The sequence below is a fragment of the Bacillus clarus genome (genome assembly GCF_000746925.1).
In the GTDB taxonomy this organism is placed as follows: domain Bacteria; phylum Bacillota; class Bacilli; order Bacillales; family Bacillaceae_G; genus Bacillus_A; species Bacillus_A clarus.
Window position 1 is genome coordinate 1,318,236 of the sequence record NZ_JMQC01000008.1, and the last position, 17,437, is coordinate 1,335,672.

Annotated in this window: 18 protein-coding genes and 1 other annotated feature; of the genes, 2 read left to right on the forward strand and 16 right to left on the reverse strand. The window is 37.2% G+C overall.

The genetic code is table 11. The annotated features are described in order from the left end of the window. Window positions 1-246: 246 nt before the first annotated feature. The 9 genes from udk to alaS all read right to left on the reverse strand — a co-directional run bounded on the left by udk (window position 247) and on the right by alaS (window position 9,027). Window positions 247-885: a uridine kinase gene (udk, locus tag DJ93_RS07595; RefSeq protein ID WP_042980017.1), complete on the reverse strand. Its 639-nt coding sequence runs from the start codon at window positions 883-885 to the stop codon at window positions 247-249. Between the two features lie 17 nt (window positions 886-902). Then, complete coding sequence (locus DJ93_RS07600) at window positions 903-2,183, reverse strand: peptidase U32 family protein (RefSeq protein WP_042980019.1); 1,281 nt, start codon at window positions 2,181-2,183, stop codon at window positions 903-905. 18 nt (window positions 2,184-2,201) lie between these two features. Continuing rightward, window positions 2,202-3,131, reverse strand: a complete 930-nt coding sequence (locus DJ93_RS07605; protein ID WP_042980020.1) for a peptidase U32 family protein — start codon at window positions 3,129-3,131, stop codon at window positions 2,202-2,204. 7 nt (window positions 3,132-3,138) lie between these two features. Then, window positions 3,139-3,780, reverse strand: coding sequence for an O-methyltransferase (locus DJ93_RS07610; protein ID WP_042980022.1), 642 nt, complete (start codon window positions 3,778-3,780; stop codon window positions 3,139-3,141). Window positions 3,781-3,995: 215 nt separating this feature from the next. Beyond that, on the reverse strand, window positions 3,996-5,066 hold the full coding sequence (gene mltG / locus DJ93_RS07615; RefSeq protein ID WP_042980023.1) for an endolytic transglycosylase MltG: 1,071 nt from the start codon (window positions 5,064-5,066) through the stop codon (window positions 3,996-3,998). 262 nt (window positions 5,067-5,328) lie between these two features. After that, entirely contained in the window at window positions 5,329-5,610 is a 282-nt protein-coding gene (locus tag DJ93_RS07620; RefSeq protein ID WP_042980024.1) for a DUF1292 domain-containing protein, read from the reverse strand. 12 nt (window positions 5,611-5,622) lie between these two features. Next, window positions 5,623-6,036, reverse strand: coding sequence for a Holliday junction resolvase RuvX (gene ruvX / locus DJ93_RS07625; RefSeq protein WP_042980025.1), 414 nt, complete (start codon window positions 6,034-6,036; stop codon window positions 5,623-5,625). A 3-nt stretch (window positions 6,037-6,039) separates the two neighbouring features. Next, the gene (locus DJ93_RS07630) at window positions 6,040-6,306 is read right to left on the reverse strand and encodes an IreB family regulatory phosphoprotein (protein WP_000348590.1); all 267 of its coding nucleotides are present in this window, start codon (window positions 6,304-6,306) and stop codon (window positions 6,040-6,042) included. Window positions 6,307-6,384: 78 nt separating this feature from the next. Next, the gene (gene alaS / locus DJ93_RS07635) at window positions 6,385-9,027 is read right to left on the reverse strand and encodes an alanine--tRNA ligase (protein ID WP_042980026.1); all 2,643 of its coding nucleotides are present in this window, start codon (window positions 9,025-9,027) and stop codon (window positions 6,385-6,387) included. Window positions 9,028-9,067: 40 nt separating this feature from the next. After that, window positions 9,068-9,284 (reverse strand) — a binding site (T-box leader). A gap of 275 nt (window positions 9,285-9,559) precedes the next feature. Here alaS and DJ93_RS07640 point away from each other — a divergent pair. Then, window positions 9,560-9,904, forward strand: a complete 345-nt coding sequence (locus tag DJ93_RS07640) for a PH domain-containing protein (protein ID WP_042980028.1) — start codon at window positions 9,560-9,562, stop codon at window positions 9,902-9,904. 60 nt (window positions 9,905-9,964) lie between these two features. On the opposite strand, the gene DJ93_RS07645 is transcribed toward DJ93_RS07640, so the two are convergent. Then, on the reverse strand, window positions 9,965-11,041 hold the full coding sequence (locus DJ93_RS07645) for an AI-2E family transporter (protein ID WP_117287938.1): 1,077 nt from the start codon (window positions 11,039-11,041) through the stop codon (window positions 9,965-9,967). Between the two features lie 174 nt (window positions 11,042-11,215). On the opposite strand from DJ93_RS07645, the gene DJ93_RS07650 reads away from it, so the two are divergent. Continuing rightward, window positions 11,216-11,428: a hypothetical protein gene (locus DJ93_RS07650; RefSeq protein WP_042980030.1), complete on the forward strand. Its 213-nt coding sequence runs from the start codon at window positions 11,216-11,218 to the stop codon at window positions 11,426-11,428. 45 nt (window positions 11,429-11,473) lie between these two features. Here the strand turns inward: DJ93_RS07650 and DJ93_RS07655 are convergent, their stop codons facing one another. The 6 genes from DJ93_RS07655 to DJ93_RS07680 all read right to left on the reverse strand — a co-directional run bounded on the left by DJ93_RS07655 (window position 11,474) and on the right by DJ93_RS07680 (window position 17,430). Next, entirely contained in the window at window positions 11,474-11,602 is a 129-nt protein-coding gene (locus DJ93_RS07655; RefSeq protein WP_042980032.1) for a YrzQ family protein, read from the reverse strand. An 18-nt stretch (window positions 11,603-11,620) separates the two neighbouring features. Then, window positions 11,621-11,809 carry a hypothetical protein gene (locus tag DJ93_RS07660; RefSeq protein WP_000490499.1) on the reverse strand — a complete coding sequence of 63 codons (189 nt, stop codon included), beginning with the start codon at window positions 11,807-11,809 and terminating at the stop codon, window positions 11,621-11,623. Between the two features lie 132 nt (window positions 11,810-11,941). Next, complete coding sequence (gene recD2 / locus DJ93_RS07665; RefSeq protein WP_042980033.1) at window positions 11,942-14,278, reverse strand: SF1B family DNA helicase RecD2; 2,337 nt, start codon at window positions 14,276-14,278, stop codon at window positions 11,942-11,944. 102 nt (window positions 14,279-14,380) lie between these two features. Then, the gene (locus DJ93_RS07670) at window positions 14,381-15,040 is read right to left on the reverse strand and encodes a tetratricopeptide repeat protein (RefSeq protein ID WP_042980035.1); all 660 of its coding nucleotides are present in this window, start codon (window positions 15,038-15,040) and stop codon (window positions 14,381-14,383) included. Window positions 15,041-15,152: 112 nt separating this feature from the next. After that, window positions 15,153-16,268, reverse strand: a complete 1,116-nt coding sequence (gene mnmA, locus DJ93_RS07675) for a tRNA 2-thiouridine(34) synthase MnmA (protein WP_042980036.1) — start codon at window positions 16,266-16,268, stop codon at window positions 15,153-15,155. A gap of 16 nt (window positions 16,269-16,284) precedes the next feature. Continuing rightward, window positions 16,285-17,430 carry a cysteine desulfurase family protein gene (locus DJ93_RS07680; RefSeq protein WP_042980038.1) on the reverse strand — a complete coding sequence of 382 codons (1,146 nt, stop codon included), beginning with the start codon at window positions 17,428-17,430 and terminating at the stop codon, window positions 16,285-16,287. Between the last annotated feature and the right edge of the window lie 7 nt (window positions 17,431-17,437).

Sequence of the window (17,437 nt, forward strand, 5' to 3'; positions counted from 1 at the left end):
GAAAAAAGAGGAGTTCCATATGAAAACTCCCCCACTTATATGTATAGCGGAGGTTTCTAGCACGCCTGTACTAGCGGAGTTGTCACATACAACCCCGTATTCCCAATTCTTCTTTATATAAAGAAGATATGTATGGAAAGTTGATATAAATATGCCCTCACCTATATATAGATGAGGTTGCATGTTTCATTGTATTCGATAAGAAGGGAAAAAATCCCTTCCTATCGCATATCTTTTACTATGCTATTACAAATTTACTTTTTGTTCAAGAATTGTTGCAATTTTTGTAACCATAATATCAATTGCAACGTGGTTTTGTCCACCTTCAGGGATAATAATATCCGCAAATTTCTTAGATGGCTCAATAAATTGATTGTGCATTGGACGTACAACACTTACATATTGGTCAATAACAGAATCCATCGTACGACCGCGCTCTTTAATATCGCGTTGCATACGACGTAAAATACGAAGGTCTGCATCTGTATCAACAAACAATTTAATATCCATTAATTCGCAAAGACGTGGGTCTTCTAAAATAAGGATTCCTTCTAAAATGATTACATCTTTCGGTTCAACTGGAATAATTTCTTCCGAACGCGTATGCAATGTATAGTCATATACAGGTTTCTCTACTTGTTTATATGCAAGCAACTGCTGCAAATGTTCAATTAACAAATCGTTATCAAACGCTAACGGATGATCATAATTTGTTTTTAAACGTTCTTCCATTGGTAAATGGCTTTGATCTTTGTAATAATAATCTTGCTCCAATATTAAAATGGAATGACCTTGAAAATGGTCAAAAATCGCTTTCGTTACACTTGTTTTACCTGATCCTGAACCACCAGCAATTCCAATTACAACAGGCTTATTCGTCCCCATTCGACTACCACTCTTTCTTATTGTAGTATGCTTTTGCGCATCATATTATTCACATACACTGGTTGATCCACTTTGAATTTCACGATTTGCAACGGATGTCTCGCTGCATCTAATTCGTTTCCATCCTCATCCCAAATTTTCTCCACCGTTTGTGTAAAGTTTTCTATTTCTGGTCCAAAGAACTCCACTTCATGTCCTGGTTTGAAGTAGTTACGTTGCTGCATTGTTACGATGCCCGTTTCTTCATTATAATCTAACACTAAACCAGCGAAATCATACGTTGTTTTCTTACTATGATTTCCATACATTTGTTCTTGATATCCTGGAACCCCTTCAAAGAATGCAGGAGCTGTATCACGGTTTGCACATTTATCAAGCTCATCTAGCCATTCTTGTTTAAACTCAAAATTATCAGGATCCGCGCAATACGTATCAATTACTTTACGATATACAGTTGCTACAGTCGCTACGTAATGGATAGATTTCATGCGGCCTTCAACTTTTAAGCTGTCAATCCCAATTTCAATCATTTTCGGAATCGAAAGAATTAGATTTAAATCTTTCGGACTCATCGCAAAGTGAGCATCGCCTTCTTGGAATAAAGGAAGTTCTTCTGCCTCTTTATGTTGTGATACCGTTTGGACTAAGTCATAATCCCAACGACAAGATTGACAACAACCACCACGGTTAGAATCACGCGCTGTCATATGGTTACTTAATGTACATCTTCCAGAGTATGCAATACACATTGCCCCATGGACAAATGCCTCAATTTCAATATCAACTTTTTCTTTAATTTCTTTCATTTCTTCATAGCTTGCTTCACGAGCTAATACAAGACGATGTAATCCTTCCTCTTTCCAGTACTGTGCTGCTTTCCAGTTGGATAGTGATTGCTGTGTACTTAAATGCACTTCAACAGAAGGTGCTACACGTTTACACGTCTCAATAATAAGCGGATCGGCAACGATAATTCCTGTTACGCCTGCTTTTTCAATCCCTCTTAAATATTCCTCTAGCCCGTCCATATTTTCATTATGTGCAAAGATATTTGTTGTTACATATATTTTTGCACCATATTTCTTTGCAAATTCAACGCCTTCTGCCATTTCTTCCAGCGTAAAGTTACCTGCATTAGAACGAAGACCAAATTCTTGTCCACCTAAATATACAGCATCTGCCCCGTAATGGATAGCTACTTTTAGTTTTTCTAAGTTACCCGCAGGGATTAACAATTCAGGTTTTTTCACAATAACGCGTTTTCCATCAACTACTCGTGAAATTTCTTGTACAGTCATTTCCTACACCCTCCTCGTTTAATAAACCGTTTCTTTAAAGAAGAATCCTGTATCTAACGGACGATTTATTGGTTGAATTTCCTCTATCTCTTTATATAAATCATCTTTCACGTCATAATACGCATCTCGGTCTTCTACACATAAATCAATCGCTTTACGATATTTCTTCGTTACTTCAATGATGTATTCTGAACTTTTTAGTACGCCATCAATTTTTAAGCTACCAATTTCAGCATCGATTAGTTCCTCTAATTCATCAATAAAGCAAATATCATTTGGGCTCATAATATGAGTCCCATTTTCATCTTCATAAATTGGATATTTATTATTACGCTCTGGATCATGTAAGAACATATTCTCTTCGTACTTTTTCTTTTCAATATCTAGATTACGCCCCTGATATTCAAAGTAATTGCCGACTAATGAACGCTTTGATTGGAACATGCAAGTCATACCGTGAATTTGTACTTCAAGCTCCACTTCAGCGTTTTCTTTTAATTCAACAATTTCATCTGAACTTAGCTCACGTGCAAGAACGGCACGCTTCGCACCTCTTTGTCCCCAGTAGTTACAAGTGAACCAGTTTGTTGCCGTCGTTTCTGTATTCCAGTGCAGTTGCATGTTTGGTGCTACTTCACGAACAGCCATTAATACTGCGGGATCTCCGAAGACAATTGCATCTACGTTTACTTCGCTTAAAAATGCAACATAGTCTGTTAGTTCTTCAACTTTGTCATTGTGAAACATAGCGTTCATCGCTACATACACTTTCATACCATTTTCATGTGCAATACTTACTGCTTGTTTTACATCTTCACGTAAAAACTCCCCTGCTAAACGTAAACCAAACTTTTGTTCACCGATCATTACTGCACTCGCTCCTGCTTTTGCAAGAGGTTCGATATCCGCTACCGCTCTTGGTGTTACTAACAATTCAGGTTTCTTCATACCTTTGTCACCCTTTCTTTTTACTTACAGCTACTCCATCACCAATTGGGAAAATCGTTGTATCATACCCTTCATGGTTCATCAGCCATTCATTGTACGTCTTAATACGACGAATTAAACCACGCGTACGTCTATTTTCAATTTTCTCTTTTGTCGTCACAAGACCATGGTACATAACATTATCTGAAATAATAACGCCACCAGGATTTAATAATGGTTCATATAAGTCAAAAAAGCGACGATATTGTCCTTTTGCTGCATCAATAAAAATAACATCAAATGTTCCATGTTCTTTTACTTGTTCGCCTGTTTCTAAAGCATCTCCGTAAATAACAGAAATGCGTTCCTTTACAGAAGAACGTTCTATATATTCAAGCGCTTTTTCATATCGATCGCTATTGCGCTCTACTGTCACAATGCGAGAATTTGGAATAGCTTGCATCATACGAATACTGGAGTAACCGATTGCTGTTCCAAGCTCTAAAATACTTTTCGGTCCAATTAAACGTAAAAATTGCAGCATGAATTCCATTCCGAGGCGATCCATAATCGGCACATGATTTTCTTTTGCATACTCTTCCATTTCAAGAATAAGTTTGTCTTTCGGATCAATAAATGATAATAGGTATTCGTTAACTGCATCCTCCATAAATGGTCCTCCTTATTTACATGGAGAAGTGCCTCTATGACGCGTCAATCTCTGTCTTTTCACACATAGAATGCAATAAAAATACAAGCCAGCTTCACCCTTAGCTTGTACGTCCCGTTTTGATATTAAAAACGATTCTTCTGCCAGTTTTTAACCCGATATATTTTACCACAAAAAAGAGGGAAGCGCGACCCTTTTCGCTATCCCTCCCCATTTCATTTGTTTTGTGTAATATATTTTTGCTTTAATGCATTATGTTCTTCTAATGTTTTTGCATAATACACTTCACCACTTGGTGCCGCTAAGAAGTAGTAATAGTCTGTTTGAACAGGTTCTAACGCTGCTTGTACAGAGTGTTCACCAGAATTCGAAATTGGTCCAACCGGTAATCCTTTTACAACATACGTATTATATGGCGAATTCACTTTCAAATCTTCGTATAATACACGCTGTTTATGTTTTCCAAGTGCGTATAATACGGTCGGATCAGTTTGTAATGGCATCCCTTTCGCCAAACGATTATAAAAGACACTCGAGATTTTTTGACGATCCGTAAAGCCCGTTGCCTCTTCTTCAATAAGCGAAGACAACGTTAAAAGCTGGTGAACATCCCAATTCTTCGCTTTCATTTTCGCTTCATTTTTAACGATAATCGCATTTGTTTTTTCAAGCATTGGTGTTACAATTTCTTCTAACTTCGTATCTTTTTTATAGAAAGAATATGTTGCCGGATATAAATAGCCTTCTAATGGATATTTAATATTGCTATCAAAAATTTTATCCGTTAATAATACTGGATATTTTTGCTGCATCTTTTGAATAAACGCCTTATCGTTTAACTGGCGCACAACATCATCTTTATTCCACTTTAATTCTTTCGCAATCACTTCAGCGATTTCAGTTACTTGTGCTCCTTCTTTAATCGTCAATTTATAAAGGGCTGGGCGATGTACATTTCCAGATGACATTTGTTCGATGACATCCTTAGCACTCATTGAAGGACTTAACAAATATGTACCTGCTTGTAAACTTTTTGATTTAGCCTTCGTATAAAAACTAAAGACTGTACCGTTTTTCACAGCACCTTTTTCTTCTAAAATTTCACCAATTTTACTTGTCGATGACCCCTTTGGAATCTCTACTTCAATATCTTTTTTATTTCCGCTATCAACCGGTCCTAATGCCGATAAAATATACGCATAGACTGAACCACAAACTAAAAGCAGTGCAATAATCGAAAATAAAAAAATGCGTCTACGCTTCTTCTTCACTTGATTCTCTATCAAATTTCTTCCTCCTTATTCAATTGTAGACCATATACACTTCCTCTATACAATGCCCTACAAGCATAAAGCAAAACCAATCATTTCTATATAATTGGTGAAAGCTACTCATTATTAGACCTTAACCATGCATTAAGGCCTTATTTCATACAATCCGTCTTATTATACTATAAACAATTAAATAGTTTCGACAAAAAAATCTGTCATTTTGCGTATGAATACAAAAAAGGTGGACTGTGTATACAGTCCACCTTTTTATCCATTACTATTCTTCGTCTTGCTCTGCAGCAAGAGTGTCAAACATTTCTTGTACCATTTCCCACTCTTCTTCAGATTCGATTGGAAGTAATGTTCCGCCTGACTCTTCTTCATTTTGTTCAAAAGCCATTGCATCATAAATTTGGTCTCCATCTTCGTCTACTTCACCGATTGGAGAGAAGACTACGTAAGATTTTTTGCCAAATTTTTCAGCATCAAAAGTGAAAATAATTTCACATAAATGTTCGTTTCCTTTTTCGTCTACAATTGTAATTTGATTTTCTTCCATTTTGGTCACCTCTTATTTACTATCTAAAAATCCTTGTAAGATTACGACTGCAGCCATCTTATCGATTACCTGTTTTCGCTTCTTACGACTCACATCAGCTGAAATGAGCAGACGTTCCGCTGCCATCGTCGACAAACGCTCGTCCCACATTACAACGTCTAATTGTAACAGCTCTCGTAGGTTTTCTGCAAATTGCTGGCAAGCTTCACCACGCGGGCCAATTGTACCATTCATATTTTTAGGTAAACCTACTACTATTTTGTCCACATTATACTGTTTTACTAACTCAGAAATACGGTCAAAACCAAATTGACCTCGCTCTTCGTTAATCTTGATTGTTTCCAGCCCTTGTGCTGTCCAGCCCATTTCGTCGCTAATTGCAACGCCGACTGTTTTTGTACCAACATCTAAACCTAGTATCCGCATAAACTACTCCTCACGATGATGTTTCAAGTAAGACTTCACAAGCTCTTCGATTAACTCATCACGTTCAAGCTTGCGAATGATGCTTCGTGCATCTTTATGGCGAGGTATGTATGCTGGATCTCCACTTAATAAATAACCGACGATTTGGTTAATCGGATTATAGCCTTTTTCTTGAAGTGCATCATACACAGTTAAAAGTACATCATTTACATGGACACTCTGTTTTTCATCTTGAATGCTAAACTTCATTGTTTTATCAAAACCGTCCATTTCAAGCACCTCACTTATAAGTAGTAAGTATAGGGAGAAGAACTTCTCCTCTCCCTACTATTGTACACTACTATCTCTTTATTTTGAAACAGATTTAACATACTCTTCTACAAATGCTAAAGCTTCCTCAACTTGCGCTGGGTTTTTACCGCCTGCTTGAGCCATGTCAGGACGGCCACCACCACCGCCGCCACAACGAGAAGCTACTTCTTTCACAAGTTTACCTGCATGGTAACCTTGACTAATTAAGTCTTTCGTTACGCCAGCTAAAATATTTACTTTATCATCATTTACAGACGCTAATACAACAACTGCAGACTCTAATTTATTTTTCAAGTCATCCATCATTGTACGTAAGTTGTTCATATCTGCAACATTTACTTTCGTTGCTAATACGTTTACGCCATCTACTGTCATTACTGAATCAGTTAAGTTTCCAGCTTCGATATTGCTTAATTTCGCAGCAAGGGATTCGTTTTCTTTTTGAAGTTGTTTTACTTCAGCAAATAAACCATCTACTCTTGTTAAAATATCTTTCGGATTTGTTTTCATTTTTCCTGCAGCTTCTTTTAATAAACCTACTTGATCGTTCATTAATTCATATGCAGACTTACCTGTTACTGCCTCAATACGACGCGTTCCTGCTCCGATACCAGACTCAGCAACGATTTTGAAAATACCGATAGAAGCTGTGTTATCAACGTGACAACCACCGCAAAGCTCTAAGCTGTAATCGCCTACTTGTACAACGCGTACAACATCTCCGTATTTCTCACCGAATAATGCCATTGCGCCCATTTCTTTCGCTTCTTCAATTGCTTTTTGAGAAATCTCAACATCAATACTTTCCCAAATTTTTTCGTTTACGATACGCTCAATTTTTTCTAATTCGTCAGCTTGTACTTGACCGAAGTGAGAGAAGTCAAAGCGTAAACGTTCTGATGTTACAAGGGAACCTGCTTGGTTAACGTGTGTTCCAAGTACATCTTTTAACGCTTGGTGTAAAAGATGCGTCGCTGTATGGTTTTTCACAACACTACTACGGTTTTTCGTATCGATAACAGCTTTAACAGCCGCGTCTTTCATTAATGTACCTTCTTCAACAACCACTTTGTGTAAATTTTGACCATTTGGTGCTTTTTGTACGTCTTTTACAAGAACTTTCACACCATCAGCAAGAAGGTAACCACGGTCTGCAATTTGTCCACCGCTCTCAGCATAGAATGGTGTTACATCAAGCATTAATTGTCCTTCTTCACCTGCTTGTAAGCTGTCTGTGTACTCGCCATTTTTCACAAGTGCAACAACGTTACTTTCTGTTGCTACTGTACCGTAACCAACGAATTCGCTCGCTACTTTAATTTCTCCAAGTACACCGCCTTGAACTTGCATAGAGTCAACGTCTTGACGAGCAGCACGCGCACGCTCACGTTGTTTTTCCATTTCAGCTTCAAAACTTGCATGATCAACTGTCATACCTGCTTCTTCTGCGTATTCTTCTGTTAATTCAATTGGGAAACCGTATGTGTCGTATAGACGGAACGCATCTACGCCAGAAATAACAGTTGTTTTTTCTTCTTTCGCTTTTGCAATTACTTCCGCTAAAATTGCTTCACCGTCATGAAGAGTTTCATGGAAACGCTCTTCTTCGTTTTTCACCACTTTTGCAATGAAATCTTTCTTTTCAAGAACTTCTGGATAGAAGTCTTTCATTACTTCTCCAACAACCGGTACTAATTCGAACATGAATGGACGGTTGATGTTTAATTTTTTCGAGTAACGAACAGCACGACGTAATAAACGACGTAATACATAACCACGGCCTTCGTTAGATGGAAGAGCACCGTCACCAACAGCGAATGTTACTGTACGGATATGGTCAGCAATTACTTTAAACGCCATATCTTTCTCTAGATCACCATTACGATACTTCTCACCAGAAATAGTTTCTGTTGCACCAATCATCGGCATGAATAAATCTGTATCAAAGTTTGTAGGAACATCTTGAACGATAGATGTCATACGCTCTAGACCCATCCCTGTATCGATGTTTTTCTTTGGAAGCGGCGTATATGATCCGTCTGGATTATGGTTAAATTGAGAGAATACAAGGTTCCATACTTCTAAGTAACGCTCGTTTTCTCCACCTGGATATAATTCTGGGTCACTAAAGTCATTACCGTAAGCTTCACCACGGTCATAGAAAATTTCTGTGTTTGGTCCACTTGGTCCTTCACCGATATCCCAGAAGTTTTCTTCTAAACGGATGATACGCTCTTTTGGAACACCCATTTTTTCATTCCAAATTGTAAATGCTTCTTCATCTTCTGGATGAATTGTAACAGATAATAATTCTTTATCGAATCCGATCCATTTGTCGCTCGTTAAAAATTCCCAAGCCCATGTAATCGCTTCTTCTTTAAAGTAATCACCAATTGAGAAGTTCCCTAACATTTCAAAGAACGTATGGTGACGAGCTGTTTTCCCAACATTCTCAATATCGTTTGTACGAATTGATTTTTGTGCATTTGTAATACGTGGATTTTGGGGAATTACACGACCATCAAAATATTTCTTTAATGTCGCTACACCACTATTAATCCATAAAAGAGATGGATCTTCGTGTGGAACTAATGATGCACTTGGTTCAACTGCATGCCCTTTTTCTTGGAAAAAGTCTAAAAACATTTGACGAATTTGTGCGCCTGTTAATTGTTTCATTGTATTTTCCTCCTTAAATATAAAAAACTCCCGCCCCTATAAAAGGGACGAGAGTTAACTCGCGATACCACCCTAATTATGAATCGATTTTATCAAATCAATTCATCACCTCATGGTGCCGTAACGTGGCAAGACGGCAGTGATTAGCTGCTCTCAGGATTAGCTTTCTGTTACTCTTCATTTAAAGCTTCTTTCAGCCAGTGGAAGCTTCTCTCTACAAATGGACTGTAACGTACTTGTTCCGTCATTGATTTAATCTATTATATGACTAAATATAATGGAATTCTCTTAAGTTTGTCAATGTAGATGAAAATAAATATATTGTATCATCCGCCTTTTAGATTACATAACTATATTATCTTATAACCATTCCACTTCTAATTATGAACAACATTCCTCTTTAGTATGCAATATTAGTTCAATTTAATATATTAAATCAAAAACAACACCTTTAAAGATATTTCTCCTAAAAAAACAGATGTATTTATATTTTTGTTATAATCAAATTACTATAAATAAAGGGACGATTATAATGACAGATTTATTGAATCAAACTAAAAAACTGTTACATACTGATGAAAAAATTCTATCTTATACCCCATGTTCGTTAGAAGTCTTTATATACCGCACTATCGCAAGACCCGGACTATTAATTTTAACAAATAAAAGGCTATTTTTTTATGGACCAGATTTAAGTGGTAATCCACTATTTGAAGAATATTTTTTCTCAAAAATTTCTTCTATAAAAGAACAAAAAAGACTGCTCAACAATCAAATTGTATTTATGTATGATAATGAATGGAAAAAGATAAAACATATCCAAACAGATAATATTAGTTCAATTGTTCAAAAAATTAAAGAACAACTACCTAAATAAACATATTGTTAGCCCCCTACTTCTAGAAATAGGGGGCTTTTAATGGCAATATAAAACTTTTTATCTTTTCCAAAGCGGCCTTACATGAACAACCACCGTACGAACTACAGCTAAAATCGGAACAGATATTAATAAACCTACAATCCCTGCAATTTCTCCCCCAACGAGTAGCGCAAGCATAATAACAACAGGATGCATCCTTAGTGATTTCCCGACAATGTAAGGAGATAAAATATTACTTTCAACAAATTGCAAGATCGCAATTGTAATCCCCGCCTTAATTAGCAAGTTCGTGGATACCGTTGCGGCAATCATTAATGTCGGAATCGCTCCTAAAATAGGACCAAAGTACGGGATTATATCCGTGACCCCAATAATAATACCGAGTAGTAACGGATATTTCATACCGATAAACCAAAAAGAAAGAGCGGATACCCCTCCTAATACTAAGCAAACAAATAGCTGTCCTCGAATATAACTTCCAAGCGATTTATCAATTTCTTTTGCAAGTACTTGTCCCGTACTACGCCATTTGCTTGGGACTAGTTTCCAAAAGATATGATAGAATTCACCATAGTCTTTTAATATGTAAAATACAATGAACGGAATTAGGAAAATAATGAGCAATGAATCAAGTACACCGCGAGCCGTGCTCATTACTTTATTTAAAAGTGCTTGAATCTTCATTTCCACACCAACAAAAATTTGTTTTACCTTTTCATGAATAAACGATGGAAAATTCGCTGTTTGTTCTGTTACACCATCCATCCAAGAATCGTACATTTTTGTAAACTGCGGAAATTGCTCATTAATCTCTTGTAACTGCTTTATAACAACAGGTGTTCCTTTATAAATCCCATAGCCAAGACCGCCGAAAAAGAGAATATAAATGAGCATTATAGCCAGTGTACGTGGCATCCCCTCTTTATGTAATTTTTCAATTAAAGGGTGTAATAAATAAGCGATAAAACATGCAATTAAAAAAGGTGTAATTGCCACTTTAAACACAAAAATAATCGGCGCCCATAGCGGTTTGATTTTTAAAAAGACAAGCAAACAAAGAAAGACCAGTAACAATAATCCTAGACGATAAATCCATATAATTTTAAGATTCTTCACACGAAAAACCTCCTCTATCCTTATTGTGAAAAGAAATAGAGAAGGTTATGTGTAAAACTTTTAAAAAAATGAGCGTATTAAAATATTTTCATACAGACCATACTGTTTCTAAAAGATTTACATATATTTAACATAATAAGGACAACCAACCTGAGACTACGGCACATGTAAATATAGTCAGGAGGGATAACGATGGTTTTATGTATGCTCGGATTATCCGTACTTTTTATGATTCTTGAATGGATTTGTATCGGCTTTGGCATTTGGAAAGGTTTCTTCATTCGTTCAACTAGAAAAGAAAGGGCAAAACAACTATGGCATTACGGAGTACTCGGTATTGGCTGTTATGGCCTATCTGATGTTTTTTCAGAAATTGGGCTTTTTTATTTACATATGAGTGTATAAAAAAACTCCCTCATCATAAGGGAGTTTTTCACTTTATCGAAATGATTATAAATAAGACTTAATCATCTTACGTGCTTTTTTCATATTGCGTTTTGAAAATACATCCTGCTTGCGAGCATATTGATATGCTACAGCACCAACACCTAATGCGATTAATGAATTGCGTATATTCAAAGTAAATCCCCCTTTTCGTTATCCGATTGTTCGTTCGTTCTCGTCAAATAAATCATCAAGAGAACTTAGCGAACCATCTTCCTCTACTTGATGTGTATGGATTTTCCCCTTTGAAACCGATAATTCGATATAACAATTCCAGCAATAAAATTGGTTGACACCTATTTTTCCGATGTCTTTCCCTTTGCAATTTGGACAACTGAACATATGGCTTTCATCTCCTTACAGTCTCCCAGATTCTATTCGCCATTATGTCCAAACTGCATTCATTTATACATGTTAGGCACTTCCAACATCTTGTTCTATGTATTGAAAGTGTCACTATATAATTTCACCTTGTTACATAAAATCATACGGTGAAATGTTTTCCACGTCCATTTCTTGACCATCAATCGTCACCATCTGTACTTCTCCTGTTGACTCCTTTAAACGACCAGCTAAAGTCGTTTGGCGCATCGCATCATCAAGACGATTTACACCAGATTGAAAGGCCGATTCTTCTCCGCAGATAATAAGGAATTTTTTACTTCTTGTAATACCCGTATAAATTAAATTACGACGTAACATACGGTAGTAGCTCTTTACAATCGGCATAATAACAATCGGAAATTCACTACCTTGCGATTTATGAATCGAACAGCAATATGCATGCGTAATTTGATTTAAATCAGGCTTTGTATACGTTACTTCAATTCCATCAAATGAAACGACTATCATATCTTGTTGCTCGACATTTTCTTTCGCATAAAATACCGATACAATTTCTCCAATATCACCATTAAACACTTGGCTCTCAGGCTGATTGACTAGTTGAAGTACTTTATCACCTCTTCGGTACACAACGTCACCGTAAGCAATTTCTTTACTCTTTTCTTTTTTCGGATTAAACACTTCTTGAAGAGCTTCATTTAACACATTAATACCCGCTGGCCCACGGTACATAGGTGCTAACACTTGCACATCTCTTGCGCTAAACCCTTTCGTCTTCGCGTTTTCACATACTTTTTTTACAACTTCAACTATTTGAGCTCCTGTACAGCCAATAAATGAACGATCTTTTTTATTTTGTGCTAAATCTGTCGGGAGCGTTCCGTCTTTTATCGCATGGGCAAGCTGAATAACAGACGAACCTTCTGCCTGACGATAAATTTCTGTAAGTTTTACCGTTGGGATGGCACCTGCATTTAATAAATCTTTTAACACTTGTCCAGGTCCTACAGATGGCAATTGGTCTTCATCACCTACAACGATTACTTGAATGTTCGTCGGCAATGATTTAAACAATTGATTTGCCAGCCAAATATCCACCATTGAAAACTCATCAATAATAAGGAGCTTCCCTTGCACAGGATCTGTTTCATTACGTTGGAAAGACCCTTCTGGTGTCCATCCAAGCAGACGATGAATTGTGCAAGCAGGGAGCCCAGTAGATTCACTCATTCGTTTTGCCGCTCTTCCTGTAGGAGCCGTTAAAAGAATCGGGAATGGATTATCATCACTATAATCTTTCGGATTTAAAGATAATCCGTGTAATGATGCATACATTTCGACAATCCCTTTAATAACCGTTGTCTTCCCTGTTCCTGGTCCACCAGTTAATAGCATCATTGGTTTATGAAGCGCCGTTTGAATCGCCTCTTGTTGAAGCGGTGCGTATTGCACTTTTAATTGCTCTTCAATCTTCCCCAAAGTTAGCAACACTTCCGCTTCAGGAAATGCCGGTGTCTCATCTTGATTCATAAGACGACGGATTGACTTTACAACACCTTTTTCAGAATAAAATAGAGAAGCTAAATAAATACGATCTTCTTCTATAATGACTTTCCCTTCACCTTGCATCATTTCTAAGCATTGTACAATGTCTTCTTCCGTCACAGCACCTGCTTGATTATTTAAAAGAGACATCGTTTCTCTCACAAGTTGTCCCTTTTCCATATAAACGTGACCATCTTGCAATGAAACATTTTCTAACGTATAAAAGCATCCCGCTCGTACGCGGTCGTTATGATTTCCTAATATACCAAGCGCTCGCCCTATATCATCTGCTCTTCCGAAACCAATTCCATCTACTTCTTCAATAAGCTGATACGGATTATTACGAATGACCTCGAGCGTCATCTCTTTATATTGTTGATAAATTTTTATAGAGAGCTTCGTTCCAAAACCGTAACCATTTAAAAAGCTCATAACCTTTTCTAACCCTTGATGTTCAATAATGGTCTCATATATTTCCTGCGCTTTTTGCTTGTTTACAACACCTTCTAATGCAGCAGGATCGTCCATAATTTTCGAAATTGCATGCTCACCGAGATGATCTACAATCTTTTCTGCAGTCCGCTTTCCGATTCCTTTAAATAAATCACTCGCTAAATATTGCACCATACCCGCTTTCGTTTGAGGTAATTCTTTTTTAAACGTTTCAACCTGATATTGTTTTCCGTATTTCGGATGGTCTTTAAAATAACCTGTTAATGTAAATACTTCATCTTCGTGCATACGGGGAAAGTGACCGTTTATCATCACTTTTTTTTCGTCGTATGTTTCATTCGTTTCAATGATTTTCATACTGACAACGGAATAGAGGTTTTCTTCGTTGTGGAAAATGGTATGAAGAACTTGCGCTTTTATAAATTTTTGTTCTTCCTCAAATAAATCCATTGCATGTTGATTTCCCATCTTTCCTCTCCTTTCCGATTCTCCTTCGATCTAACGAGCAGTACAACCCTCACCTCGTCAATTACTATTAGATGAGGGGTAACTGCACATTAAATCCTAATCTTATTCTGCTTCTTGCTCTAATAAACGAATGCCATTCCCTGCTAAAAAGTGGTCTGGTTGAAGTTCTGTTGCCTTCTTAAATAAAGTAAGTGCTTTTTCATTATTTTCTTCGAATACGTAAGCAACACCTAAATTATAATACGCATCTGCATGCTCTTCATCCATTTCTAATACCTTTTCAAAATAAGGTTTTGCTTCTTGAATATGTTCTAGTCGCGCGAAGCATAGTCCACACTGGAAGACCGCTTCTACATCAGTCTCATCCAATTCAGTCGCTCTTTGTAAAAATGGTAATGCAAGACGATCATTCCCAAGCTGTACATGTGTAATACCTAGCATAAATGTCACATCAGCTGATTGTAATCCACTTTGCATCGCTTGTTCAAATACTGCCTTTGCTTCCGCAAATTGCTCTTGTCCATAATATACGTTTCCTAAGCCATAATAGGCAGCAGCAGATTTTCCATCTAATTCTAACGCACGTTTATAAAATAAAATTGCGCGCTCGCTATCTCCTAGTACGTCTAATAAATTTGCGAAGTTAATATATCCAAGTGCATCTTTCGGATTTTCTTCAATTGCTTCTGTAAAATTTTTAGCTGCTTCTTCCCAATTGCCTTCTTGCATGTATTGAATGCCTGTTTCAAGCTTATTTGACATGTTCTTCACCTCTATAACAGATTATAACAAAGAATCTATTTTCCAAGCGAACAAAAATTCGCTTTTATGTAAAAGAAACCTCTTACCGCTAATCGGCAGAGGCTTCTCATTTTCACCCTAAATAATCTAATTTCTTACCACTACGATATACTTCATCAATTGTAGCACCGCCTAAGCACTCATCTCCATCATAGAAAACGACTGCTTGACCTGGCGTAATTGCACGAATTGGCTCATCGCAAAGAATACGAACTGTATTTTCATCAACGATTTGAACTGTTACTTTGTTGTCCTCTTGACGGTAACGGAATTTCGCTGTGCATGTAAATTCTGTTTCTTTTGCTTTATTACTTACCCAACCTACATTCGTTGCAATAACTTCATCGCCATATAGAAGTTCGTTATGGAAACCTTGATCAACATATAAGATGTTTTCTTTTAAGTTTTTCCCAACAGCAAACCAAGGGTCACCATTACCGCCAATACCAAGGCCATGACGTTGTCCAATTGTATAGTACATTAAACCGTCGTGTTTCCCTTTTACTTCACCAGAGAATGTTTGCATTACACCTGGTTGTGCTGGTAAATAGTTACTCAAGAAATCTTTAAAGTTACGCTCACCAATGAAGCAGATACCAGTACTATCTTTCTTCGCCGCTGTCGCTAAACCAGCTTCTTTCGCCATTTCACGAATTTGTGGTTTCTTTAACTCACCTAACGGGAACATTGTTTTCGATAATTGTTCTTGGCTTAATTGATTTAAGAAGTATGTTTGATCCTTATTATCATCAACACCGCGTAGCATTTTATATTCGCCATCCATATAAGCAACACGTGCATAATGCCCTGTCGCTACGTAATCAGCTCCAAGTGCAATTGCATGTTCTAAAAATGCTTTAAATTTAATTTCTTTATTACACATTACATCTGGATTTGGCGTACGGCCAGCTCGGTACTCGTCTAAAAAGTACGTAAATACTTTATCCCAGTATTGTTTTTCAAAGTTTACTGCATAATACGGAATCCCGATTTGGTTACACACTTCAATTACATCATTGTAATCTTCTGTCGCTGTGCAGACGCCATTCTCATCTGTATCATCCCAGTTTTTCATAAAAATTCCGATTACATCGTAACCTTGCTCTTTTAATAAAAGAGCTGCTACAGATGAATCGACGCCACCGGACATACCGATGACAACGCGTGTTTCGTGAGGTAGTTTGTTCATCATGTCACCTCCCATACTAGTTTTGTGTTAATCGCTTCACGATTTTCACTGTTTCGTACGCTGCTTTTTCTACTTGTTCTTTCGTATTTCCAAGACCGAAGCTAAAACGTACGGATGAACGTATTTGATCGGATTCTTTTCCAAACATCGCTACTAATACATGTGATGGATCAATAGAACCAGCTGTACAAGCAGAACCACTCGATACTGCAATACCTGCTAAGTCTAAATTCACAAGAAATGGCTCAATATTCACTCCTGTAAAACTTATATTAAACACATGCGATAAGCGATGTTCTAAATTTCCGTTTACCTCGAAAGTAATGCCTTCATTTTTGAAGACAGATTCCATTATATCTTTAAACGCTTCATATTGGGCATTTTTTTGCTCACGCGTTTCTTCAGCAAGACGAACAGCGTGCTGAAGCCCAACGATACTAGGTACATTTTCCGTACCAGCGCGGCGCTTTCTCTCTTGCTCCCCGCCCGTTAATAACGGTTCAAACTTCACTTGCATGCTAGCATATAAAAAACCTACACCTTTTGGACCATTAATTTTATGAGCTGAAATTGATAATAAATCAATACCTAATTGTTTCGTATCGATTACCGTTAACCCGTAGGCTTGTACAGCATCTGTATGGAAATAAGCTTGATGTTCTTTTAACAGTTCTCCAATTTCCGCAATGGGTTGCATCGTTCCTACTTCATTATTCCCAAACATAACGGATACAAGAATTGTTTCGCTTGTTAACGCCTCTTGTACATCCGAAATTTGAACACGTCCCGTTGCATCAACCGGTAAATACGTCACTTCAAACCCTTCGCGCTCCAGCACTTCACACGTATGCAAAATCGCATGATGTTCAATTTGCGTTGTAATAATGTGGTTACCTTTATGACGATTTGCACGCGCTACACCTAAAAGTGCTAAATTGTCGGCTTCTGTACCACCACTCGTAAAAATAATTTCATTTGGATTTGCATTGATGCTACGTGCACAAACACGTCTTGCCTCATCTACCGCATGACGCGTTTGACGTCCATAAAAATGAATACTAGACGGGTTACCAAACGTTTCTGTCATATATGGAATCATCTTTTCGACTACCTCTGGGTGAGCCGGAGATGTCGCAGCATGATCTAAGTAAATGCGTTCCATCAGATCT